Origin of the sequence: Micromonospora sp. NPDC001898, from assembly GCF_042891255.1 — a bacterium.
Lineage (GTDB): Bacteria > Actinomycetota > Actinomycetes > Mycobacteriales > Micromonosporaceae > Micromonospora.
The window spans coordinates 80864-104186 of the sequence record NZ_JBIATC010000008.1 but is presented as its reverse complement, the minus strand read 5'-3'; the positions used below and the strand labels follow the sequence as shown (position 1 = coordinate 104186).

The window sequence follows — 23323 nt, the reverse complement described above, 5'->3', positions numbered from 1 at the left end:
CCGGCCCTACGGGCGGGACCACCCCGCCCGCCGCGCCGTCAGTGGTCGCCGCCGCGCAACTGGTCGACGGCGTGGGCCAGGATCGGGCCGAGCACCGCGAGGCCGTCGCGGGCGCCGCCGGTGGAGCCGGGCAGGTTGACCACCAGCATCCGGCCGACCACCCCGGCGACGCCCCGGGAGAGCGCCGCCGTGGGCACCTTGTCCCGGCTGTGGGCGCGGATCGCCTCGGCGATGCCGGGAATCTCATGGTCGAGCAGCGCGCGGGTCACGTCCGGCGTCCGGTCGGTGGGGGTGATCCCGGTGCCGCCGCTGGTCAGCACGACGTCGACACCGGCAGCCAGGGCGGCCCGCAGCGCCTCGCCGACCGGCTCGCCGTCGGGCACCACCACCGGGTCGTCCACCTGGCAGCCCAGCTCGCGCAGCCCGGCGGCGAGCAGCGGGCCGCTGGTGTCGGCGTAGACGCCGGCCGCCGCCCGGTTGGAGGCGACCACCACCCGGGCGCGGATCACGGCCGGTCCTCCGGCCGTAGCCAGCGGCCGGTCTTGCCGCCCTCCTTGCGCAGCACCCGCACCGCTTCCACCGACGCCGCCGGGTCGACCGCCTTGACCATGTCGACCAGGGCCAGGCCGGCGACCGCGACCGCGGTCAGCGCCTCCATCTCCACGCCGGTGCGGTCGGCGGTCCGCGCCGTGGCGCTGATCTCGACGGTCTCATCGGTCAGGGTGAGGTCGACCGTCACCCCGTGCAGCGCGATCGGGTGACAGAGCGGGATCAGGTCGGGGGTCCGCTTCGCACCCATGATGCCGGCGAGCCGGCCCACGGCGAGCGCGTCGCCCTTGGGCAGCCCGTCGCGGCGCAGCAGGTCGATCACCTCGGGGGTGGTCCGCAGCCGGCCGGCGGCCACCGCGAGCCGGCCGGTCACCGCCTTGGCGGAGACATCGACCATGCGGGCCGCGCCCGCCGCGTCGACGTGGGTGAGCTGCGCGGGATCGGTCACGGTCGCGAGCCTATCGTCCGGTACGCCCCGGACCCGGCCGAGGGCCGGGCGGCGCCGGGGGGTCGGTCGGGGCGCCGATGAAGCGGCCCGAACAAGCCGGGCACCGTTCTCGCGGGAATGGGGTGCCGCTGCGGACCGGGCGAATGGGCAGGCCCGAGAATTGATTGCTGCGGCATTCGGCCGCACATATGTATACAAACTTAAACAAAACCCTGCAAAAGTGCGTCAGGCTCCGTACGCCGAACGGACACCGGGCCGTCATCACAATTCACCGCCCCACCGAACGACCGCACCACGGGGTGCCCACACCAGCGCAAACGGCTATGGACGGACCGGGGAGAGACGGGAGGGAGGACCGCTCCGATAATTATGCCGAGAACTCGCAGGAGTTACGCTGTGGGTTTTCGTGCCAGAACGGTGAGTGACCTGAACAGCACTCATTAGCGCATTCTGCGCATATGGACATGCAATGCCACGAAGGCCCACCAAACGTCATAAGATTCGGCGTGTCAGCCAAGCCCGGGCAGGCATCGGTCGACGAAGTTCTTGAGACGAAAGGCGGGACCATGAAGGCTCACGACTGGCTCTGATCGAACTCTTCACCCGAGACCTGACCGGCCGTAAAGTCCGAGATACGCACTGCCAGGAATCACCGACGGCAGAGGGACTGGACGTGGCCGGGAGCGCAAGACGCGACAGTGAGACCGATCGGCGGCTTCTGCTGCTTGTCGGTCTCGTCGTGCTGTGCGCCGCCGCCGCGGTCGTGCTCAGCCTGCGCGACATCGGGTTCGACAGCCCGCCGAGCGCCCGAGAGCTCACCAGCGCGGCGACCGTGGCCTTCCTCGTGGCGGTGGGCGCCACCGTGAACGTGCGAATCCGCATCCGGGCGACGACCCACGGCGTCTCCTGGACCGAGGTCGCGGTGCTCGTCGGGCTCGCGGTGGCACCCGTGCCCTGGGTGATCCTCGCGACCGGCCTGGGCGTCGGACTCGTCCGGGGCATCCTCCGGGTGGCGCCCCTCAAGCTGGCGTTCGGCGTGGCCAAGGACATGGTCACCGCAGCCGTCGGCGGGATGGTGCTGCTGACGGTCGGCTGGAGCTGGCCGATCGGCGGGGCCGTCGGCCGGTCGATCTGGGCGCTCGTCGCCGCGTACCTCGTGGTCGTCGTCCTCGACGAGGTGCTGACCTTCCCGGTCATCGCCCTCGCCACCCGGACCCGCGTCCGCGACCTGTTCCGCGAGCACTACGACCTGCGCATCGCCAGCGCCACCGCCCGGTTCGCCGTCATCGTCTCCACCCTGCTGATCCTCAACAGCAACCCCAGCTTCCTGATCGTCGTGCCGCCGCTGGTGCTGAGCCTGCACCTTGCCTACTCCAGCCGGGTCCGCAACCGGGCGGAACGCGACGCCTGGCAGCGGCTCGCCCGGACCACCGACGCGCTCAACGTCGTCGACCTCGACAAGGTGCTCACCACCGCCGTCACCCAGGCCGCCGAACTGTTCTCCGCGGACGAGGTGGAGATCGCCCTGAGCGAGGGCACCCGGACCATCCGGGGCGCGGCCGGCGCCCTCACCTACGACGGGCCCGCCGATGAGGTCGGTGCGGTGGACGGGCCAGCCATCGAGGTGCCCCTCGAAGGGTCCGACCGGGCCGTCGACATCGGCGCGCTGCGGTTGCGGTTCCGGGGCCCGGTCCGGCTCTCCGAACGCGAGCAGTACACCCTGCGCACCTTCGCCTCCGCACTGTGTACCGCCGTGCGCAACGCTCAGGCGTACGCCGAGTTGGCCCGCGTCGCCGACGAGCACGCCTACGCAGCGACCCACGACGCGCTGACCGGCCTGGCCAACCGGCGGCACCTGCTGGAGCAGGGCACCGAGCAGCTCAACGCCCGACACGCCGACGGGGTGACCGCGCTGGTGCTGATCGACCTCAACCACTTCAAGGAGGTCAACGACACCCTCGGCCACGCCGCCGGCGACCGGGTGCTCATGCAGGTCGCCGGCCGGCTACGCGGTGCCGCCCACGGCGACGACCTGGTAGCCCGCCTCGGCGGCGACGAGTTCGCCGTGCTCCTGCGCGGCCTGCCCGCCCCGGCGGTGGCCGCCCACCGGGCGGAGGCGCTGCTCGCCGCGCTGCACGAGCCGCTCGGCCTGGACGGCATGCGGATCAGCATCGAGGCCAGCGGCGGCATCGCCGTCGCACCGGCCAGCGGCGGGGTCGCCGAGTTGCTGCGCCGTGCCGACGTGGCGATGTACCAGGCGAAGCGGGCCGGTCAGCGGATCTCCACGTACGCCCCGGGCCGGGACACCGCCGACCTCGGCCGGCTCACCCTCGGCGGGGAGCTGCCCCGGGCGGTCGCCGACCACGAGTTCACCGTCAACTTCCAGCCGATCGTCGACCTCGCCACCGGCGAGGTGACCAGCGCGGAGGCCCTGGCCCGATGGCACCACCCGGTGCACGGCATGATCGATCCGCTGCGCTTCCTGGAGGCGGTGGAACGCTCCGGGCTGCTCCCGGCGTTCGCCGAGGCGATCCTCGACGAGGCGCTGATCGCCGCCGGCAGCTGGCGGGCGGCCGGCTTCGACCTGCCGGTGGCGGTCAACGTGTCGCCGCGCAGCCTGCTCGACGCCCGCTTCCCCGGCGCCGTGCTGGCCCGGCTGCGCGCCCACGACCTGCCGCCGGACCGGCTGGTCCTGGAGCTGACCGAGACGCTGACCCTCAGCCAGCTCGACGTGGTCGACCGGGTGCTCAACCGGCTGCGCGACGAGGGTGTCCGGCTGGCCCTGGACGACTTCGGCACCGGCTACTCCTCGCTCTCCCTGCTCTCCCGGATCCCGGTCCACGAGTTGAAGATCGACCGCAGCTTCGTGTCTGTCATGGAGGCGTCGACGGAGGCCGCCGCCGTCATCCGGTCCACCCTCGACCTGGGCCGCAGCCTCGGGCTCACCGTGGTCGCCGAGGGGGTGGCCAGCGAGCCGCAGCGCCGTGCGCTCTGGGAGCTGGGCTGCACCGCCGGGCAGGGCCACCTGTTCGGCCGGCCCGTACCGGCCGGGACGCTGCTCTCCACGCTGCACCGCGGGTTCGGCGGTCGCCCCGGCACCCTCGCACCGCCGCTGCACGACGCGGGCGCCGTGCTCCGGCTCCCCTCCGGCCGCCGGCAGGGCGGCCGAGGCCGAGGGGAGCGTCTGCCACACTTGCCCGCGTGAGCGCCGCCGACCGGACCACCCGTACCCCCGCGAGCTGGCGGAGGATCGACCGGGCCGCGGGGGGCCTGGCCCTCGACATCGGCCTGTACGCAGCGTCCGCAGCGTTCGCGGCGGTCACCGCGATCAGCTCCACCCTGCCGCCGCACCGCGCCTGGGGAACCGTCGCCGCGTTCGGGTACCTGCTCGCCGCCGTCGCCGTCGCGGGTCAACTGGCCGCCCGGCGGCGCGATGCCGCCTCGTCGCTGGCCGGCCTACCCGGTCGCTGGGCGGTCACCGGGCTCGCCTGGGCCGCCGCAACCGTGCTGCCGCTGATCCAGCAGGGTGTGCAGCGAGCGGGCGGCCGGACCGACCGGGCACAGGAGGAGGTGGTGGTCGTCGAGCACGCCGGCACCCGCCTCGCCGAGACCGGCACCCCGTACCTCGGACACGACGCGATCGTCGCGCTCCCCGCCGACGAGCGGCTGCTCGGCTACACCCCGTACCAGCCGGGGATGGCCCTGTTCGGCCTGCCCCGCGCGGTCGCGGACGGCTGGTGGACCGACGCCCGGCTGTGGTTCGCGGTCGCCACCGCGCTGGCCCTCGCCCTGGCGGCCCGCGCCCTACGCCCGACCGACCCGACCGACCCGACCGGCCGGGCAGCGGCGGTGCTGCGGGGCGTCCAGGCGGCCACCGTGCTGCCGATCTGCGCCCTCACCCTGGCCACCGGCGGCGACGACCTGCCCGTGCTCGCCCTCTGCCTGCTGGCCCTCGCCCTCGCCGCCGTCGACCGGCCGGGCCGCGCGGGCCTGGCCGTCGGGCTGGCCGGCGCGCTGAAGCTCTTCGCCTGGCCGGTCGCCCTCGTCCTGATCGCCTGGGCGGCGACCCGGCGCTCCTCCGGGCGGCTCGCCGCCGGCGCGCTCGGCGTCCCGGCGCTCGCCCTGCTCCCCGCGCTGCTGGTCGACCGGGACGCGCTGGTCGAGAACGTGCTGCGCTTCCCGCTCGGCCACGGCCTGGTCACCAGCCCGGCGCAGTCCCCGTTCCCCGGCCAACTGATCGCGACCGCCCTGCCCACCGGCCGGGTGGTCGCCGCCGTGCTGCTGGTCGCGGTCGGCGTCGGGATCGCCGTCCGGCTGCTGCGCCGCCCGCCCCGCACGGCCGCCGCCACCGCCCTCATCTGCGGGTACGGGCTGCTCGCCGCGATCCTGCTGATGCCGTCCACCCGCTTCGGGTACCTGCTCTACCCGGCCGCCCTGCTGGTCTGGGCACCCGCCCTCGGCCGCCCCGAGCCGGGCGATCTCCGCCCCCCGACCGGTCGTTCTCGCCGGACTGCCGACGCGGGCCCGCCGACAGGGCGTACACCTGAGGTATGACGACGACCTACCGCGACCGAGAGGACGCCGGCCAGGTCCTCGCCGACCGGCTCGCCGAGCTGGCCAACCGGCCCGACATCACCGTGCTCGGGCTGGTCCGGGGCGGGGTGCCGGTGGCCCGGGTGGTCGCCGAGCGGCTCCGCGCACCCCTCGACGTGCTGGTGGTGCGCAAGCTCGGTTTGCCGATGGCGCCCGAGGTCGCCTTCGGCGCGCTCGGCCCGAACGGGGTGCGGGTGCTCAACGAAGCGGTGGCCGCCCGGGTCGACCCGGGGGACGTCGCCGAGGTGCAACGCCACGAGCAGGCGGAACTGGAGCGCCGGGAACGCCGCTACCGGGCCGGTCGCCCCCCGCTCGACCTGACCGGGCGAACCGCCGTCATCGTCGACGACGGCCTGGCCACCGGGGCCACCGCCCGCGCCGCCGTCCAGGTGGCCCGGCGGCTCGGCGCCCGTCGGGTGGTCGTCGCGGTCCCGGTCGGCTCCGAGGAGGCGTACGAGATGCTGGTCGCCGAGGCCGACGAGGTGCTCTGCGTCCAGCGGCCCGCCGGCTTCGGTGCGGTCAGCAGCTACTACGAGGACTTCCACGAGGTATCCGATGACGAGGTGACCGACGCGCTCGCCGCGATCGGGTGACATCACCAGGTACCTTCGGATAATGCAGCTCACCTGTCCGAAGTGTCACGGAGACATGCGTCAGTACGAACGCAGCGGAGTCGTCATCGATCAGTGCGGCGAGTGCCGGGGGATTTTCCTCGACCGCGGCGAACTGGAGAAGTTGTTCGAGGCCGAGGCGAACTGGAACCGGCAGCAGCCGGCGGGCGCCCCGAACCCGGCACAGCGCCCCCAGGCGCCCGGCGCCTACCCGCCGCCGCCTCCGCCCGCCCACCAGCCACAGCAGCCGGGGTACGGCGCGGTTCCCCCGCCGCCGCCCCCGCCGCCCACGCACGGCTACCCGCCCGTCGCCCCGGCGTACGGCGGGCACGGCCAGCAGCACCACGGCTACCACGGCCACTACCGCCGCAAGAAGAAGCACGGCGGCTTCCTCGGCGAACTCTTCGACTGACGGACGTGTCCGGGGCCGGCCGGTGGTGTTGCCAGCCGGTCCCGGGATCGCCCCTGGGGTCGGTCAGACGATCGCCATGTCCACGAAGCGGGAGAGGTGAAGTTGCGCGGCCACGGTGATGGAGTCGGTCGGACCATTTCTGTGTTTGGCAACAATAAAGTCAGCCTCGCCCGCGCGTGGCGACTCCTTGTCGTAGTAGTCATCTCGGTGTAGAAGGATTACCACGTCCGCATCCTGCTCGATGGAGTTGTGGGTGGCAATGCCGTTGGCGACGAAGTTGTGCGTGCCGAGGACGGTCGCGTCGTACACGTCACGCTCACCGATCGACTCAATTGAGACGATCTCGTCCCAGAAGATGTCGTTGGTGGCGTGCAGCTCAAGGTCCACTGAGTCGAGGACCGCCGCAATCTTCGCCAGCCTGGATCTGCTGGGTGCGTGTTTCCACAGGGTGCTGCCGCAGAACTGGGTTCCGATCGCCTTGGCGAACTCCCGATGGCTCATGCCCTGGTCGACGAGGATCCTACGGACCTCCGACCACACTTCCGTGGGCACGGTGTCAACGTTGGTATTACTCTCCCACTCCTCCAGCGCGCCGAGCAGCGCCGCGCAGTTGGCCGCCCGCTCGCCGTGCACCCCGATCTCACGGAGGAAACGAAGCTGGTCATCCCGGCCTGAAATATCGAGCGTGTACTGAGGCCGGTGCCGCACGACAGGTACGGCCTTGAGGCGGGCGGTTATGCCATACCGGAGTAGAAGTCGGGAGATGTCCTCCAACATTCGTCGGCTGGTCGAGGAGAAGTAGACCCTGCCACCGCGGCCGGACTTGTTGAGGAAGACGGATCCGTCGGTCGCCCACAGATGGCGGAGGAAGGTGGTGATCTGCTCCTTGGGCAGGCCGAAAACCGTCTGCGGCACGAACTTCTCGTGAGACCTGAGGCCGAACAGCCCGAGAGCGTCCAACCATTCGGCCACCGGATTCCGGCGGCCCCTGGCCAGTCGATAAGGAGCAGGCAGGCGCAGGGTGGTCACCCGGGCGGCGGCGTAGTCGTCCCGGACAGCAGAGATGCCGAAGTGCTTCGCCACATCCGCAACGGCCTGCAAATTCTGTTCGTCGCAACTGGCGTACCGAATCGGTTGTCGCCGGACGAACGAGCCGTCACCGAGCAGATGGGCCAGCAGGACCACCTCTTCCTCAGGCCAGGGCCTAGTGGCGAGCGGCGGCGGGATGTGCCTCGGCGTCGCGATACGCGCCCCGGCAGCCAACTCGCTCAGCGGCACCCAGCCGGCAAAGGTCAGGAAGGGGTGGTTGGCCGTGGCCTCGATCTGCTTTCCCGACGCCAGTGTCATCCGGAACACCTCGCGAGTGCCGCTCGGAAAGACGTGGGTCATGGTGCGGGGGGCGTAGCGAAGGTTGTCGTCGAGCGCCCAGACAGGAACTTCCTTGACCTCACCGGCGAGGAGTTCACCCAGCGTCACCTCTGTGTTGTTGTCCGCGCGGAGGAGCCTGGTCTCGGCGGTGAGGCAGCCAGATTCACGCAAATCGGACAACTGGGGTCGCTTGTCCGTCCGTTGTTCCGGGCCACGGTTGAGCTGACTCACCGCGATCACCGGGCACTCGACCTCCTTGGCGAGGAGCTTGAGGCCACGGGACAGGTCCGCGACCTCCTGCTGCCGGCTCTCGGTGCGCTTCGGCGAGGTCATCAGCTGGAGATAGTCGACCACGATCATCTTGAGGTCGTGCTTCTGCTTGAGCCGGCGCGCCTTCGCCCGGATCTCCATTAGGTTCATGCTCGGCGTGTCGTCGACGAAGAGCGGCGCCTCGCTGATCTCGCCCATACAGCGGGCCAGCTTGGTCCAGTCGTCGTCGGAGAGCTGGCCGCTGCGCAGCACGTGCAGCGGGACCCGGGCCTCGGCCGAGAGCAGTCGCATGACGATCTCGACCTTGCTCATCTCCAGCGAGAAGATCGCCGCAGCCTGGTTGGCCCGAATGGCTGCGTTGCGGGCGAAGTCCATGCTCGCGGTCGATTTGCCCAAACCGGGCCTACCGGCCACGATGATCAACTGTCCGGGGTGCAGGCCGTTGAGCAGCCGGTCCAGGTCGGTGAAGCCGGTCGGCACCCCGGTCATCATGCCGCCCTGGGCGCCGACCGCCTCGATCTCGTCGAGCGTCGGCTGGAGCATGTCGGCCAGGACGGCGAAGTCCTCGTTGACCCGGCGCTCGGTGATGTCGTAGACGGCCTGCTGGGCGAGGTCGACGATGTCGTCCACGTCCCGGCTGCCGTTGTTGCCGGTGCCGTACCCGAGCTGCACGATCTTCGTTCCGGCCTCGACCAGCCGGCGGAGCACCGCCCGCTCCCCGACGATCCGGGCGTAGTAGGCCGCGTTCGCGGCGGTCGGCACGCTCGCGATCATCGTGTGCAGGTACGGGGCCCCGCCGATTCGGGCCAGGTCGCCGGAGTCGGCCAGGGCGGCGGCCACGGTGATCGGGTCGGCGGGCTCGCCCCGTCCGTAGATGTCGAGGATGGCGTCGAAGACGGTGGCGTGCACCGGCCGGTAGAAGTCGTGGGACTTCAGGATCTCGACGACGTCGGCGATGGCGTCCTTGGACAGCAGCATGCCGCCGAGAACGCACTGCTCTGCGGCGACGTCCTGGGGCGGGGTCTTCTCGAACTGGCCCTCCCGCTGGGAGGGGGCTGGCGGCTGGCCACCGCCTCGTGGCTGCGTCCGCATGTCGTCGGCTACCGACACCGGTTCCCCCTCCGCTGCGTCGGTTCGAACTACCGGTCCGCCGCCGGGCACGGCGACTTCCGATCGGACCGGTCGGGTCGATCGGGGGTCATCGCACCGTCGGTCGAGAGGCAACCATACGGAACCCGAGGTCAGCGACTCAACCACGCCGGTGGACGAGCCTCTGGACAACCTGTGGACACCGGTGGACAACATGTGCGCAGGGTGTGCACAGCCTGTGGACAACCGCTGGGGAATTCTTCCACACAACGCTCTGAACTGGGAAAACTCTACCCACACCCTGTGGATAAGAATTTCCCGTCAGTTTCGCCGATCCTCGCCCCGTGCGGCCTCCCGCAGACAGCTGCGCCTACGTCGCGCCGCGCCCCGGTCGGGCCCTCCCGGGCCGGGGCGGAGCCGTCCCGCCCCGGGGCGAACTGGTCGGCGGTGCGCAAGCAGTCGGGCACCCACAGCCCGGCGGCGGTCGGCGACCGTGGGGTTGGCGGCGATGGTCGGGGTGGGCTCTCGACGGTGCTGATCAGCGCCGTCACCGGTCAGCGGATCGGCTGACCGGTGCCACACCCACGCGCACAGGGCCCGCACCGGCGTACCGGTGCGGGCCCTGCGCGTGGTGCTTCGGTGTCAGCCCTGGACGACGTTCAGGTCGAACTTGGCGGTCACCTCGGGGTGCAGCTTGATGCTGACCGGGTACGCGCCCAGCGACTTGATGTGGCTGGGCAGTTCCAGCCGCCGACGGTCGAGGGTCGGGCCGCCGGCCGCCTTGACGGCGTCGACGATCTCGGCCGGGGTGACCGAACCGAAGAGCCGCCCGCCGTCGCCGGCGCGGGCCTTCAGGTTGACCTTCAGGCTGTTGAGCCGGGCCTTGACCTCGTTGGCGTGGTCGAGGTCACGGATCTCCCGGGCCGAGCGGGCCCGCTTGATGACCGTTACCTGCTTCTCCGCACCCTTGGTCCAGACGATCGCGAAGCCCTGCGGCAGCAGGTAGTTACGGCCGTAGCCGTTCTTCACCTCGACGATGTCGCCCGGGGCACCGAGGCCGGACACCTCCTGAGTCAGGATGATCTTCATGTCGGTGCCTCCTCTCAGCGGGCCGTGGCCGTGTACGGCAGGAGCGCCATCTCGCGGGCGTTCTTGACCGCGCGGGCGATCTGCCGCTGCTGCTGCGAGGTCACGCCGGTCACCCGTCGAGCGCGGATCTTGCCGCGGTCGGAGATGAACTTGCGCAGCAGCGCGGTGTCCTTGTAATCGATATAGGTGATCCCGTCCTTGTCTAGCGGGTTCACCTTCTTCTTTGGCTTGCGAAGGGCCGCAGCCTTAGCCATTGACCGTGCTCCTGGTTTGCGATCGCGGGCGCTCGGCGCCATTAGAACGGGGGCTCCTCATCAAAATTGCCGCCACCCGAACCAGCGCGCGAGGGAGCTGGTGCGGCCGAGGCCCAAGGGTCGTCGAAGTTTCCTCCGCCGCCGCCCTGGGCACCACCACCGCCACCGCCGCCACCACCGAAGCCGCCGCCACCGCCGCTGGAACGCGACATCTTCTGCACCTTCGCCGTGGCGTAGCGCAGCGACGGGCCGATCTCGTCGACCTCAAGCTCGATGACGGTGCGCTTCTCACCCTCGCGGGTCTCGTAGGACCGCTGACGCAGCCGGCCCGACACGATCACCCGGGCGCCGCGCTGCAACGACTCGGCGACGTGCTCGGCGGCCTGACGCCAGACCGTGCACGCGAGGAACAACGGCTCGCCGTCCTTCCATTCGCCGGACGCCTTGTCCATGAACCGGGGCGTCGAAGCGACCCGGAACTTGGCGACCGCGGCCCCCGAGGGGGTGAATCGCAACTCAGGGTCATCGGTCAGATTGCCGATGACCGTGATGGTGGTGTCTCCTGCCATGACCATCTCCTCGCGCACTCATCGTTCGCCGTACAGACTCTCAGAGCCCTACGACAGCGTCGATGAAGCTGATCCGGGTGAACCGGGTGAACCGGATTGAACGCTGTTAGCGCATCTCCGGACGGATGACCTTGGTGCGCAGCACGGACTCGTTGAGCCGCAGCTGACGGTCCAGCTCGGCCACCGCCGCAGGCGTCGCCTGCAGGTCGATGACGGCGTAGATGCCCTCGGCCTTCTTGTTGATCTCGTACGCGAGGCGCCTACGGCCCCACACGTCGGTCTTCTCCACCGAGCCACCCGCGGTCCGGATCACGTTCAGGTACGTGTCGAGCGACGGTGCGACGGTGCGTTCCTCGAGGCTGGAGTCGAGGATCACCATGATTTCGTAATGACGCAAGACGTGCTCACCTCCTGTGGGCTAAGCGGCCACGGTCCTTCCGCGGCAGGAGGTCGTGCGTCTGCCCGCTCCGCGACCGGGGGAACCCGGCCGGGCGCGGACAACCGGACCAGAATACCCGGTCCGAACGATCATGCCCGGGCAGGTCGACCACTCCCGGCGTGCCGCCGGCAGCACGGCTGACCGGGCGACGGATCCGGCGGCACAGAGGGCAGCACAGGCCGGGGGCTCGGTCCGACGCTGGCGTCGGACCGGGCCCCCGTTACGAGGCCGCGGGGCGTCCCGTCCGCATTCCTTGGGTGGGACCTGGGGAGGAACGACCACACCGATGAGGTTGGATCGCGACGCCCCGCGGAGCTTCATCGTGTTGTTATCTGACGGTACAATGGCAATCGTCCCCTGTGGGGCGGATTGAGCTTTTTCCCGGAATTCCGCAGCCCGCCCCGGGCCGGGTGGCACCGTGCTGAGCGGCATCCGGCGCCACCGGGCCACCCCCACGCGTCGGATCCCACTCCGGCCGCCCCCAGGTCGCCCCGTGGCCCGCGCCCGGAGAATCGCTGGCACCCCCGGAAAGTCGACCGTCGATCCCAACCGGACCAACGACCACCCCCGCCCCGGGTGACGCCCCGCCCACCGGCGCCGTCCCTGGCAGCGCCGCACCGGATGCCGCCACCCGGGCGCACCGTCACCCCGCGCGTCGGTGCCGCGACGTAGGCTCGCCTCCATGCGTATCGGAGCCCACGTCGATTCCGCCGACCCGCTGTCGGAGGCGGCCGCCCGGGCCGCCGAGGCCGTGCAGTTCTTCCTCTCCGACCCACAGGGCTGGAAGGCCCCGCAACCACGGGAGGACGCCGACCGGCTGCGGGCCGCCGACGTCGACCTCTACGTCCACGCGCCGTACGTCATCAACGTCGCGACGCTGAACAACCGGATCCGTATCCCGAGCCGGAAGCTGCTGGTCGGCCACGCCACCGCCGCTGCGGGGATCGGCGCGAAGGGCCTGATCGTGCACGGTGGGCACGTCAACGCGGGCGACGACCTGGCGGTCGGCTTCGACAACTGGCGCAAGACCTTCGCCTACGCGGCGGAATCCGGCGGCTTCGCCCTCCCGGTGCTGATCGAGAACACGGCCGGGGGCGACAACGCCTGCGCCCGTCGCCTCGACGCGCTGGCCCGGCTCTGGGACGCCGTCGGCGAGTACGAGGTGGGCTTCTGCCTGGACACCTGCCACGCCCACGCCGGGGGTGAGGAGCTGCTGGACCTGGTCGACCGGGTCAAGGCGATCACCGGCCGGATCGACCTGGTCCACGCCAACAACTCCAAGGACGCGTTCGACTCGGGCCGGGACCGACACGACAACCTTGGCGGCGGCAGGATCGACCCGGAGTTGGTGGTGGCGGTGATCCGGGCGGCGGACGCACCGGTGATCGTGGAGACCCCGGGCGGGGTGGACGGGCAGGGCGCCGACATCGCGTTCCTGCGCGACCGGCTCGGCGCGGGAAGCCCGGCGGCATGACGACCGAGCGGGTCGGCGCCACCGGCGAGGACACGACCGGCGGGGACACGACCGGCGGGAGTCCGCTGGTGGACGGCGCCGCCGTGAAGAACCCGGACACCGCCACGAAGGGCATCGGGGACGGCGGGGCGACCGACGACGGGCAGGCAGCCGGCAGCGACCGGGCCGACGCCGGCCGGAAGAGGGCCGACGCGGGGCAGCACGCCGAGCCCGCAGCGAAGGACGACGACGGGAACGCCGACATCGTGAAGGACGACGTCGCTCAGGACGACGTCGCTCAGGACGACGTCGTCACCAGGTCCGCGGACACGGACGCCGCCGAGGGCGCCGACACCAAGGGCGGCGGCGACACGGAGAAGGACGCCGACAAGAAAGAGACCACGGACAAGAACGCCGGAACGGCGAAGGCCTCGGACACGAAGAAGGCGGACAAGGACGGCGGCACCGCGAAGGACGGCGACGGTGCGAAGCCGGACCGGTGGGAGGCGTTCGCACCCGCTCCGGAGCGGGTGCCCGGGCGGGTGGGGCGCGTCCTGCGGGCGGTCGGCCGGTTCCTGGTCCACGAGTGGACCCTGGCCGTGCTCGCCTCGCTGGCCCTGGCCGTCGCGCTCACCTGGCCGACGCTGCGCTACCCCCTCTACACGCTTCCTCAGGACTACTGGGACCCGAGCCTCCAGGCCTGGCAGATGGCCTGGTCCGGCCACGCCCTGCTGACCGACCCGGCGCAGCTGTGGCAGTCCAACACGTTCTTCCCGGACCCGTGGAGCTTCGCGTTCTCCGACACCCTGCTCGGCTACGCACCGGCCGGCATGATCGGCACCGGCCCCGAGGCCGCCCTGCTGCGGTACAACATCATGTTCGTGCTGGCCCACGCGCTGGCCACGCTCGGGGCGTACGCGCTGGCCCGGCAGCTCGGCGCGGGTCGGGCGGGCGCGGCGGTGGCCGGGATGAGCTACACGTACGCCCCCTGGCTGCTCGCCCAGGCGGGTCACCTGCACATCGTGTCCAACGGCGGCATCCCGTTGGCGCTGGCCATGCTGGCCCGGGGGCACGGCTGGTCGCTGCGCCACGGCTACCGCCCCGAGCGGCGGCACGCCGGGTGGGCGTACGCCGGCTGGCTGGTGGCCGCCTGGCAGCTCAGCCTGGGCTTCGGCATCGGGCTGCCGTTCGCGTACATACTGGCGGGGGCGACGCTCGTCGCCGCCGTGACGTGGTTCGTCCGGCGGCGGTCGAACCCCCGGCCGTTCGGGGTCCGGCTGCTCGTCGCCGACGTGGTCGGCGCGCTGCTCTTCGCCGGTGTGGGCGGGCTGCTGGCCGTTCCCTTCTTCAAGGTCGCCGAGCTGCACCCGAACGCGGCGCGGACGCTCGCCGACATCGGCGTCTACTCGCCGCCGTTCTCGGGCTTCTTCACCGCCCCGGCGGAGTCCCGGGTGTGGGGCGGCCTGCACGAGGGCGCGCGGTCGGTCCTGCCCTGGCACCCGGAGATGACCCTGCTGCCGGGCTTCGTGCTGTACGCGCTCGCCGCAGGCGGACTGTTCTTCTCGGTGTGGCGGCTGCGGCACCGGCTGCTGCTGCTCGCCGGGGTGGTGGTGACGATGGTGCTGGCGATGGGCACCCGTTTCTTCGGCGGCACCTTCACCTACGGGCTGCTGTTCGAGTACCTGCCCGGCTGGAACGGCCTGCGCACGCCCGGGCGGATGATGCTGTGGACGACGCTGCTGCTCGGGCTGCTCGCCGCGGGCGCGGTCAGCGCCTTCGCCGTGCGGGTGCGGGAGTGGGCCGCCGAGCGGGTCCCGCCGTGGCCGGGTCCGTGGCTACGGCTGGCCACGGTGCTGCCGCTGCTGCTGGTGGTCGCCGAAGGGCTGAACAGCACGCCGCATCCGGTGGTGCCGGCCCAGCCCGCCGCGATGCGGTCGGTGGACGGCCCGATGCTGGTGCTGCCGAGCAGCCAGAACCTCGACCAGCCGGTGATGCTGTGGTCGACCAGCAGGTTCCAGGACATGGTCAACGGCGGCAGCGGCTTCACCCCCGTTCGGCAGGCCGAGATCCGGCAGGCCGCCGAGAGCTTCCCGGACCAGGCGAGCGTGACCTACCTGCGCGACCTGGGCGTCCGCAACGTGGTGGTGCTGCGCGACCGGATCGCGGGCACGCCATGGGCGACGACGATCGACACCCCCGTCGACGCCCTGGGCATCACCCGTGAGGAGATCGAGGGCGCGGTGGTCTTCCGCCTCGTGTAGTCAGAATGTGGGAGCGGGGTACCGAGGCCGGCGCCGGACCGGTTGATGGGCGCCCTTCCGGTGAGTGCCGCTCAAGCGCGAAACGCCCGAATCACGAACGCGGCGAAGCGGCGGAAGGCGACAACCCGGTCGTTGGTCGATGTGGCGTGCAGGGTCCAGCTCGCGGCTCACGGTGGCGCCAGCGCCGTGGCAGTCACCACCTCCTCCCCCGAGCGTGGCCGTCGACTGCGCGACCTCGGTGCGACCCACGTGCTGGACCGCTCCGGAGAAGGAGGGGCGGACGATCTCCCGGGCTACGACGTCATCATCGACGTCATAGCGGGTGAACACATGCCTTCGTTCATCGACAGACTCAACCCTAATGGTCGACTCGTGGTCGTCGGCGCAGTCGGTGGCCAACCGCCGGCAGACTTCGGCACGAGGTTGATGGCCGCGTTCCAGAAGTCGATGTCCTTCGCCACCTTCAGCAGCGCGACGGTTGCGGAGCCTGCTCGACGTGCCGTGCGGATGGAGCAGTTCGCTGCCGCGGCTCGTGGCGGGCTCCAGACGGTGGTACACGAGGTGCCCCCGCTGGAGCACGCCGTGCTGGCGCACCAGAAGATGGACGCCGGCGAAGTCTTCGGCAGGATCGTACTGACCCCATAGTCATCTGATCGCAACAGCTGACGGCTCAGCCAGTCGCGGCGGCTGGCTCGGCGGGGACGTCCGACGGTCGCTGGCGCCAGCGGTCGTACCACGGCGCGTCCGGTGCGCCGTCGAGCACGCCGCCGTCCGGGTCGTCGGCGTAGGTGGCCCGCACGGCGTCCCGCCCCGGGTCCAGGATCTCCTTGACGACCAGCACGCAGAGCAGCACGACGGTGCCCAACCGCAGCGCGGAGGCCAGCACGAAGACCCCCTCGGGGAACACCGGGCGGTTGTTCGCCGTGCCGAGCAGTTCCCCGTAGAAGGCGACGAAGTAGCCGATCTCGGCGACCTGCCAGGCGATGAACGCGCCCCACTTCGGCCGGGCGAGGACGACCAACGGCAGCAGCCAGAGCACGAACTGCTGCGACCAGACCTTGCTGAAGATCAGAAACGCGGCGACGACCAGGAAGGCGAGCTGGGCCAGCCGGGGCCGGCGCGGCGCCAGCAGCGCCAGCGCGGCCACCCCGAGGCAGGCCAGCCCGAAGAGGGCATACGAGAGCCAGTTCAGGGTGGGGATGTTGGCGTTCAGCCACTCGAACGGCCCCATCGAGCCGGGGTCGCCGGTGTTGACCTTGCCGTCGAGGTAGCGCCCGATGTACCACAGGGTGCCCCAGTCGATGGGCCGGGTGGTGTTCAGCTCGAAGAAGCGGTCCCAGTTGTCGCGGTAGGGCACGGCGGCCGGGAGGTTGACCGCGACGAGCGCCACGAGCGCCGCGCCGACGGCGGTGAGGCCGGCGCGGAGCCGATTCGAGCGCAGGGCGAGCACCAGGATCGGCCCGAGGACGAACAGCGGCCACATCTTGGCCGCCCCGGCCAGGCCGAGCAGCACCCCGGCCACCGCCGGGCGGCGGCGGGCCCAGGCGAACAGCCCGAACGCGGCCAGCCCGACGGCGAGCAGGTCCCAGTTGACGGTGGCGGTGAGGAAGAGGGCGGGGGCGAGCGCGAAGAGGGCGGCGTCCCACGGTCGTCGGCGGCGCAGGTTGAGGATGACCGCGACGGTGGCCACCGCGAGCGCGCCGAGCACCAGGACGTTGAGGTTGTAGAACCACTGCCCCTGGTTGATCTCAGGGTTGTCGACGCCGAGCGCGTGCACCGGCAGCCCGAGCGCGCCCATGAAGTACCCGGTCAGCACCGGGTACTCGACGGGGTGGTCCTGGTAGGGCACCTTGCCCTCGTTGAGCCCCTCGGCGTAGTAGAGCGCCAGCACATCGGTGTAGCACATGCGGGTGTACTGCACGTTGTTCTGCCAGGCACCGTCCTGGCAGGGGGACTTCTGCACCCAGTGCAGCGCGAGGGTCAGGCAGGCCAGGGCCAACACGATCCGGGTGGCCGTCCAGAACCGGCTCTCGCGGCCGGCGGGCCGGTCCAGCGCGACCGCGTGGTCGCCCAGCGGGCCGCCGATCAACTCCGAGGCGCCGCGGACGAATCCGTCCGACCGGGACGGGTGGTCGCTGGCCCCGGCATCGTCGATGTCTGTCGTCGACTGGGTGCTCATGGACAGGAATCATCCCGTACCGATGGCCTCCGCGTCCCGCCCAGGCGCGAACATTCCGGTACGCGAAACGCCGCCGGCGGCCGGACGTGGTGTCCGGCCGCCGGCGGCGGCGATGCTCAGCCCAGTCCGCTCACTCGCGGGTGCGGGGCGCGACGGTGGGCAACAGCCCGCCACCGTTGCCGCCGTTGTCGTTCCTCGGCCGGGGGTCGGTAGTGCCCGGGTTGCCCGGCCCCGGGTTGCCCGGCCCCGGGTTGCCCGGGTTCACGGGGGTCTGCGGGCAGAGAGGGTTCAGCGGGTCGCAGGGGGGCTGCTGGGGCTGGGTCGGGGGCGTGGGCGGGGGCGGCGGCTCGGTGCCGTTGCCGGCGTCCGGGTCGCCCATCCCGGTGACCGAGGGCAGGCTCTCCCTTTTCTCGCCGTCGAGCGCGGCGTTCATGTACCGCTGCCAGATGGCGCCGGGGAGCTTGGAGCCGCCGATGTCCTCGCCGTTCTTGTCCCTGATCTGCGGCTTCCTCGGGTCCTTGCTGCCGACCCAGACCGCGGTGGCGAGCTGCGGGGTGTAGCCGACCATCCAGGCGTGGGCGTTGTCCTTGCTGTCGTATTCCCAGGTGCCGGTCTTGCCCGCCGCCTCCCGGCCGTTCGCCAACGACCGGCCGTTGGGAGCGGGGATCTGCTTGAGGACGCTGGTGACCTCCTTGGCCACGTCCGCGCGGATCCGCTGCGGGGGATTGGGATTGAGCTTCTCCCCCTTGATCACCTCCCACTTGCCGGTGTCCACGTTCTGCTTCTCGACCTTCATCACGAAGTGGGCCTTGTTGTACTTGCCGTCGTTCGCGAGGGTGGCCAGGCCGTTGGCGTGGTCGAGCACCGTCACCGGGTACTGGCCGTAGCCGATCACGTGGTAGAAGGGCTCGGGGGCGACGTCCTCGCCCTTCTTCTTGGTCAGGTCGATCGGCTTCGGCGGGTTGTCGGAGGTGGTCCACATGGTGGTCACGCCGGCCGCGCGGGCCATTTCGACCACCTTGTCCGGGCCGATCTTCTCGGTGACGTGGAAGAACGGCACGTTGTACGACTTGACCGTGGACTCCTCCAGGGTGCACCACTTCTTACAGACGCCGGCGCCCCGGCCCGCGTTCTGCACCTCGTTCTTGAAGCCCTCCGGCTTGAACGGGGTGGCGTCCCAGTGCGACTTCACGGAGATGCCGGCGGTGATCGCGGCGGCCAGCGTGTAGACCTTGAACGACGAGCCCGGGGCGTGGCCACCGGTCAGGTTGCCGGCGGAATCGGTGTTCTTGCCGGCGTAGTCGAAGTCCGCGCCGCTGTCGCCGCCGTAGTAGGCGAGCACCCGGCCGGTCTTCGGCTCGATCGAGACCACCGCTGCCATCAGGTTCTTCGGCTGATCGGCCAGCTCCGAGTTCTTCTTGGCCCGCATCGCGGTGTTCTCCGCCGCGCCCTGGAGCTTCGGGTCGATCGTGGTCTGGATCCGGTAGCCGTCCTCACGCAGCGCGTCTCCGCAGCTGATCTTGCCGGCCGCCCCTGAGTTGGAGCAGATGCCCCACTGCTCCATCTCCTCGCGGACGTAGTTGATCACGTTGCCGCGGGAGGTGTTCACGCCGAACGCGGCCGAGCCTGCGGCCTTCGGGCTGAGCGTCTTCGGGTACTGCGCGTCGGTCGGTCGTTGTGGCTTGTTCGGGGCGTTGATCCAGCCCTTGGCGGCCATGCCGTCGAGCACGTAGGTCCACCGCAACCGCGCGTCGCCCGGGTTGACAGCCGGGTCGTAACCCTTGTGGGTCTCGCTGGCAACCGGCTGCTTGATCAACGCGGCGAGCACCGCGGCCTGGGCCACGGAGAGCTTCTTGGTCGGCACCCCGAAGTAGGTCTGCGCCGCCGCCTCGATGCCGTACGCGCCGCGCCCGAAGTAGATCACGTTCAGGTAGTGCTCCATGATCTCAGCCTTGGTGTAGTCCTCGCTGAGCTTGGAGGCGAGGATCGCCTCCTTGACCTTCCGGGCGTACGTGTTGTCCTTCAGGCTCGCGTAGGCGTTGCGGGCGTACTGCTGGGTGATGGTCGAGGCACCCTGCTTGTCCTCGTTGGAGAGGTTGTTCCATGCGGCCCGGGCGATGCCCTTGTAGTCGACGCCGGAGTGCTCGTAGAAGCTCTGGTCCTCCGCCGCGGCCACCGCGTCCTGCACGTACTTCGGGATCTCGTCGATCTTGACGAGCTGCCGGTTCTGGTCGCCGAGCTTGGCCAGGACCGTCTTGTTGTCCTTGGCGTACACCGTGGTGGACAGCGGCAGCGGCAACTGCTCGGGCAGCACGACCGTGGTCGAGTAGTAGGTGAAGCCGACGACGCCGATACCGGCCAGCATGATGAAGATCGCGAAGCTGGCGATCAGCACGTTGATCCGGCGACGCTTCTTCGCCCGCGCGATCGTGTTCGGGTCGCCCGCGCCGCGACCGCCACGACCTCCCCGCCCCGGCCCGGTGGGCCCGCCGGGGCCCCCCGGCCCGCCCGCACCGCCGCCGGAGACCGGCGCCACCCCGGCCCGGCCGACGGTCGCCCGGCCGGCGAGCCCGCCCACGGCCGCGGACCCGACGCTCGCCCGCCCGGCGGAGCCGACCCCGACCGGGGCCCGTCCGGCCGGGGCGCCGCCGGGCGCCGGGGAGACGGGCACCGAGGCGCGACCCGCGCCGGCCCGCCCGGCCGCCGGGGCGCCGGGGACCGGCACCGAGGCCCGGCCCGCACCCGCGCGCCCGACCGAGGCGGACCCCACCGAGGCGGAGCCGGCGACACCGCCGCGCGGCGGCGGCACGGATGCCGAGCCGCCCACCGAGGCGCGTCCACCGGCGCCCCGGGGCGCGACCGGGGCACGGCCGCCCTGTGCCGTACCCTCTGGTGACCAGCCGTTGCCTCGGGCGTCGTCGCCGCGGGCGTGCGCGTCGGCCGTGCCTGGGTCGCCGTTGGCGCCCGGGATCTGGGCCCGCCCGCGCGAGGAGCTGGGATCGCCGTACGAGTTCATTCCTCACACCCTGCCGGTCGCGGTGGGACGCCATCGCGCCGCCACCGGGTTGCCGTGAGCTGAAACACGCGAGATCCCCGCCCGAGCGTGTCGGGGCGGGGACGTTACTTCAGGATCAATCGGGCCAATCAGGCCAAAGGGCTGTCGGTCGTCCCGTCTTCTCCACCCCGGGTCAACCGAACCAGCTGGATTCACCGTTGCGCCTCTCGCCTCCGCCGAACGGCCGGACCGGCACCCGCGGCCGAGCCGCCCACCGCGCCCTGCTCCGCCCCGGCCTCCGTGTCACCGGCCAGCCCGTCCCGGCCGAGCAGGTACTGCTCGACGAGGTGGTTCCAGTCGCAGCCGAGGCACACCTCCACCACGAAGACCTGGAACTCACGCAGCGTCATCGCCAGGACGGGCAACTCGGTCAGAGTACGCGCCTGCCCGGCGGACTGCTTGAGCTCGTCCCCGTAAATGTAGTGGACGTGGGTGAGGTTCTCGCTGCGGCAGATCGGGCAGCGGTCCTCGGTCGGTTCCCCGTGGAACCGGGCGGCGTTCTTCAGGTACGGGGAGGCGTCGCAGACGTCGTACGTGCCGACCCGGCCGGCGAGGAGTTCACGCAGCACCGCACGCTTCCGGAGCGAGTAGTCGACCACCTGGCGCTGCGTACGCATGCGGAGAAGGGTACGCCGTCGGGCCCGACGAGGCGACCACCGTCACATTCCGTCAACCCGGGAACTCGCTCCGAAGGGTTTGCCCTGATCCTGGGTGAGCCGCTAACGTGCGATGTATCGGTCCGATACATCGCGGTGGTTACGCCCACGCATCAGGGGTAAGAAGGGGTGGCCCGTGCTCGAACTCGCCATCCTCGGCCTCCTCCAGGAGTCCCCGATGCACGGCTACGAGCTCCGCAAGGAGCTCGCGGCCAAGTTGGGCGCGATCCGGGCGGCGATCAGCTACGGCTCGCTCTACCCGACGCTACGCAGGTTGCAGGCGGCAGGATGGATCACCGAAGCCGCCGAGACCCCGGCGACCGCCGAGGAGGTTCCCGCGCTGACCAGCCGGCGAGGTCGGGTGGTCTACAAGATCACTGCCGAGGGCAAGGAACGCTTCGCCCAGCTCATCGGGCAGGCCGGTCCCGAGACGTACGACGACACGGGCTTCGGTGTGCACTTCGCGTTCTTCGCCCGCACTGACCAGGCGACCCGACTCCGCATCCTGGAGGGTCGCCGCCGAAAGATCGAGGAGCGTCGCGAGGGTCTTCGCGACGTGCTGGGCCGGGCGGCCGAGCGCCTCGACGCGTACACCCTGGAACTGCAACGCCACGGTCTCGACGCCTGTGAGCGCGAGGTCCGCTGGCTGGAGGAGCTCATCGCCAATGAGCGCTCCGGCCGTGCCCCGACGGTCCCGCGAGCCGGGACGGTTGGCGGCCGACGAGATAACGACAGCCCGCCTCCGCCTGGAGAGTCCAGGAAAGAGCGGCCGTGATGAAGAAGAAGGAGGCAGACGCTATGGGCTCCGTCCGCGTCGCCATCGTCGGTGTCGGAAACTGCGCCTCGTCCCTCGTGCAGGGCGTGGAGTACTACCGCAACGCCGACCCGAACGACCGCGTCCCGGGTCTCATGCACGTCACCTTCGGCGACTACCACGTCTCGGACGTGGAGTTCGTCGCGGCGTTCGACGTGGACGCCAAGAAGGTGGGCATGGACCTCGCGGAGGCGATCGTCGCCAGCGAGAACAACACCATCAAGCTCTGCGACGTGCCGCCGACCGGCGTCAGCGTGCAGCGCGGTCCGACCTTCGACGGCCTGGGCCAGTACTACCGCGAGATCGTCGAGGAGTCGGACGCCGCTCCGGTCGACGTGACGCAGACGCTGCGCGACGCGCAGGTCGACGTCGTCGTCTGCTACCTGCCGGTCGGCTCCGAGCAGGCCGCCAAGTTCTACGCCCAGGCCGCGATCGACGCCGGCTGCGCGTTCGTGAACGCCCTGCCGGTCTTCATCGCCTCCGACCCCGCGTGGGCGCAGAAGTTCACCGACGCGGGCCTGCCGATCGTCGGCGACGACATCAAGAGCCAGGTCGGTGCCACCATCGTGCACCGCGCACTGGCGAAGCTCTTCGAGGACCGCGGCGTCGAGCTGCTGCGCACGTACCAGCTCAACTTCGGCGGCAACATGGACTTCATGAACATGCTGGAGCGCAAGCGGCTGGTCTCGAAGAAGATCTCGAAGACCCAGTCGGTCACCTCGCAGATCCCGCACGAGATGCAGAAGAGCGACGTGCACATCGGCCCGTCGGACCACGTGCCGTGGCTCGACGACCGCAAGTGGGCGTACATCCGCCTGGAGGGCCGCTCCTTCGGTGACACCCCGCTCAACGCCGAGCTCAAGCTCGAGGTGTGGGACTCGCCGAACTCGGCCGGCGTCATCATCGACGCCGTCCGGGCCGCGAAGATCGCCCTGGACCGGAAGATCGGCGGCCCGATCCTGTCGGCCTCGTCGTACTTCATGAAGTCCCCGCCGGTGCAGTACTCCGACCACGACGCGCACGCCGCCGTCGAGTCCTTCATCAAGGGCGAGGTCGAGCGCTGACACGCTGACCAGCGACAGCACGGAAGGGGGGGGGGGGGGGGGCCCCGCCCCGCCGGGGGGGGGGGGCGCGCCCGGGGGGGGGGGGGGGGGGGCCCGGCGGGCCGCCGCCGCGTGCGTCCCGGCCGGGGCGGGGGCGGCGCCCCCGGCCGC

Annotated in this window: 19 protein-coding genes; 9 read left to right on the top strand and 10 right to left on the bottom strand. The window is 71.1% G+C overall.

Annotated features, from left to right (window positions below; translation table 11 throughout):
* Positions 1-38 precede the first annotated feature (38 nt).
* Together ACFYZF_RS19135 and moaC are read right to left on the bottom strand one after the other, a co-directional pair.
* The gene (locus ACFYZF_RS19135) at positions 39-509 is read right to left on the bottom strand and encodes a molybdenum cofactor biosynthesis protein B (protein ID WP_387022387.1); all 471 of its coding nucleotides are present in this window, start codon (positions 507-509) and stop codon (positions 39-41) included.
* Entirely contained in the window at positions 506-997 is a 492-nt protein-coding gene (gene moaC, locus ACFYZF_RS19130) for a cyclic pyranopterin monophosphate synthase MoaC (protein ID WP_387022385.1), read from the bottom strand. The genes ACFYZF_RS19135 and moaC overlap by 4 nt, the downstream gene beginning before the upstream one ends.
* A gap of 673 nt (positions 998-1670) precedes the next feature.
* On the opposite strand from moaC, the gene ACFYZF_RS19125 reads away from it, so the two are divergent.
* From ACFYZF_RS19125 to ACFYZF_RS19110, 4 genes are read left to right on the top strand one after another with little or no spacing between them, the layout of a single operon-like run.
* Positions 1671-4202: a putative bifunctional diguanylate cyclase/phosphodiesterase gene (locus tag ACFYZF_RS19125; RefSeq protein ID WP_387022382.1), complete on the top strand. Its 2532-nt coding sequence runs from the start codon at positions 1671-1673 to the stop codon at positions 4200-4202.
* The gene (locus ACFYZF_RS19120) at positions 4199-5551 is read left to right on the top strand and encodes a glycosyltransferase 87 family protein (protein ID WP_387022379.1); all 1353 of its coding nucleotides are present in this window, start codon (positions 4199-4201) and stop codon (positions 5549-5551) included. The genes ACFYZF_RS19125 and ACFYZF_RS19120 overlap by 4 nt, the downstream gene beginning before the upstream one ends.
* Positions 5548-6183 carry a phosphoribosyltransferase gene (locus ACFYZF_RS19115; protein WP_387022376.1) on the top strand — a complete coding sequence of 212 codons (636 nt, stop codon included), beginning with the start codon at positions 5548-5550 and terminating at the stop codon, positions 6181-6183. Before ACFYZF_RS19120 ends, ACFYZF_RS19115 begins: the two co-directional genes overlap by 4 nt.
* Before the next feature lie 19 nt (positions 6184-6202).
* Complete coding sequence (locus ACFYZF_RS19110) at positions 6203-6613, top strand: zf-TFIIB domain-containing protein (protein ID WP_387022783.1); 411 nt, start codon at positions 6203-6205, stop codon at positions 6611-6613.
* A gap of 63 nt (positions 6614-6676) precedes the next feature.
* On the opposite strand, the gene ACFYZF_RS19105 is transcribed toward ACFYZF_RS19110, so the two are convergent.
* From ACFYZF_RS19105 to rpsF, 5 genes are all read right to left on the bottom strand, one after another.
* Positions 6677-9343, bottom strand: coding sequence for a replicative DNA helicase (locus ACFYZF_RS19105; protein ID WP_387022781.1), 2667 nt, complete (start codon positions 9341-9343; stop codon positions 6677-6679).
* A 639-nt stretch (positions 9344-9982) separates the two neighbouring features.
* The gene (gene rplI, locus ACFYZF_RS19100) at positions 9983-10429 is read right to left on the bottom strand and encodes a 50S ribosomal protein L9 (protein WP_387022373.1); all 447 of its coding nucleotides are present in this window, start codon (positions 10427-10429) and stop codon (positions 9983-9985) included.
* 14 nt (positions 10430-10443) lie between these two features.
* A complete protein-coding gene (gene rpsR, locus ACFYZF_RS19095; RefSeq protein WP_007073789.1) occupies positions 10444-10683 on the bottom strand; it encodes a 30S ribosomal protein S18 in 240 nt (79 codons plus the stop codon).
* Positions 10684-10724: 41 nt separating this feature from the next.
* Positions 10725-11270 (bottom strand): single-stranded DNA-binding protein, encoded by a 546-nt coding sequence (locus ACFYZF_RS19090; RefSeq protein ID WP_387022370.1) that lies wholly within the window; start codon positions 11268-11270, stop codon positions 10725-10727.
* Between the two features lie 88 nt (positions 11271-11358).
* The gene (rpsF, locus tag ACFYZF_RS19085) at positions 11359-11649 is read right to left on the bottom strand and encodes a 30S ribosomal protein S6 (RefSeq protein ID WP_120683045.1); all 291 of its coding nucleotides are present in this window, start codon (positions 11647-11649) and stop codon (positions 11359-11361) included.
* Positions 11650-12373: 724 nt separating this feature from the next.
* On the opposite strand from rpsF, the gene ACFYZF_RS19080 reads away from it, so the two are divergent.
* From ACFYZF_RS19080 to ACFYZF_RS19070, 3 genes are read left to right on the top strand one after another with little or no spacing between them, the layout of a single operon-like run.
* The gene (locus ACFYZF_RS19080; RefSeq protein WP_387022367.1) at positions 12374-13165 is read left to right on the top strand and encodes a deoxyribonuclease IV; all 792 of its coding nucleotides are present in this window, start codon (positions 12374-12376) and stop codon (positions 13163-13165) included.
* Positions 13162-15405: a hypothetical protein gene (locus tag ACFYZF_RS19075; RefSeq protein ID WP_387022365.1), complete on the top strand. Its 2244-nt coding sequence runs from the start codon at positions 13162-13164 to the stop codon at positions 15403-15405. The genes ACFYZF_RS19080 and ACFYZF_RS19075 overlap by 4 nt, the downstream gene beginning before the upstream one ends.
* Before the next feature lie 45 nt (positions 15406-15450).
* The gene (locus ACFYZF_RS19070) at positions 15451-16050 is read left to right on the top strand and encodes a zinc-binding dehydrogenase (RefSeq protein ID WP_387022362.1); all 600 of its coding nucleotides are present in this window, start codon (positions 15451-15453) and stop codon (positions 16048-16050) included.
* Positions 16051-16075: 25 nt separating this feature from the next.
* Here ACFYZF_RS19070 and ACFYZF_RS19065 read toward each other — a convergent pair whose 3' ends face one another.
* From ACFYZF_RS19065 to ACFYZF_RS19055, 3 genes are all read right to left on the bottom strand, one after another.
* Positions 16076-17584, bottom strand: coding sequence for a glycosyltransferase family 87 protein (locus ACFYZF_RS19065; RefSeq protein ID WP_387022360.1), 1509 nt, complete (start codon positions 17582-17584; stop codon positions 16076-16078).
* A 130-nt stretch (positions 17585-17714) separates the two neighbouring features.
* Positions 17715-20600 carry a transglycosylase domain-containing protein gene (locus tag ACFYZF_RS19060; protein WP_387022357.1) on the bottom strand — a complete coding sequence of 962 codons (2886 nt, stop codon included), beginning with the start codon at positions 20598-20600 and terminating at the stop codon, positions 17715-17717.
* A gap of 191 nt (positions 20601-20791) precedes the next feature.
* Positions 20792-21256, bottom strand: coding sequence for a DUF5318 domain-containing protein (locus ACFYZF_RS19055; protein ID WP_387022354.1), 465 nt, complete (start codon positions 21254-21256; stop codon positions 20792-20794).
* A 175-nt stretch (positions 21257-21431) separates the two neighbouring features.
* Between ACFYZF_RS19055 and ACFYZF_RS19050 the strand changes: the two genes are divergently transcribed.
* Positions 21432-22070: a PadR family transcriptional regulator gene (locus ACFYZF_RS19050; protein WP_387022351.1), complete on the top strand. Its 639-nt coding sequence runs from the start codon at positions 21432-21434 to the stop codon at positions 22068-22070.
* Between the two features lie 23 nt (positions 22071-22093).
* Complete coding sequence (locus tag ACFYZF_RS19045; RefSeq protein WP_387022348.1) at positions 22094-23173, top strand: inositol-3-phosphate synthase; 1080 nt, start codon at positions 22094-22096, stop codon at positions 23171-23173.
* Positions 23174-23323: the final 150 nt, after the last annotated feature.

Coding starts and splice junctions, on each gene's coding strand:
- ACFYZF_RS19045 (WP_387022348.1), top strand. CDS start 22,094: ATGGGCTCCGTCCGCGTCGCCATCGTCGGTGTCGGAAACTGCGCCTCG.
- ACFYZF_RS19060 (WP_387022357.1), bottom strand. CDS start 20,600: ATGAACTCGTACGGCGATCCCAGCTCCTCGCGCGGGCGGGCCCAGATC.
- ACFYZF_RS19075 (WP_387022365.1), top strand. CDS start 13,162: ATGACGACCGAGCGGGTCGGCGCCACCGGCGAGGACACGACCGGCGGG.
- ACFYZF_RS19055 (WP_387022354.1), bottom strand. CDS start 21,256: ATGCGTACGCAGCGCCAGGTGGTCGACTACTCGCTCCGGAAGCGTGCG.
- rpsR (WP_007073789.1), bottom strand. CDS start 10,683: ATGGCTAAGGCTGCGGCCCTTCGCAAGCCAAAGAAGAAGGTGAACCCG.
- ACFYZF_RS19105 (WP_387022781.1), bottom strand. CDS start 9,343: ATGCGGACGCAGCCACGAGGCGGTGGCCAGCCGCCAGCCCCCTCCCAG.
- ACFYZF_RS19115 (WP_387022376.1), top strand. CDS start 5,548: ATGACGACGACCTACCGCGACCGAGAGGACGCCGGCCAGGTCCTCGCC.
- ACFYZF_RS19065 (WP_387022360.1), bottom strand. CDS start 17,584: ATGAGCACCCAGTCGACGACAGACATCGACGATGCCGGGGCCAGCGAC.
- rplI (WP_387022373.1), bottom strand. CDS start 10,429: ATGAAGATCATCCTGACTCAGGAGGTGTCCGGCCTCGGTGCCCCGGGC.
- ACFYZF_RS19070 (WP_387022362.1), top strand. CDS start 15,451: ATGGGCGCCCTTCCGGTGAGTGCCGCTCAAGCGCGAAACGCCCGAATC.
- ACFYZF_RS19080 (WP_387022367.1), top strand. CDS start 12,374: ATGCGTATCGGAGCCCACGTCGATTCCGCCGACCCGCTGTCGGAGGCG.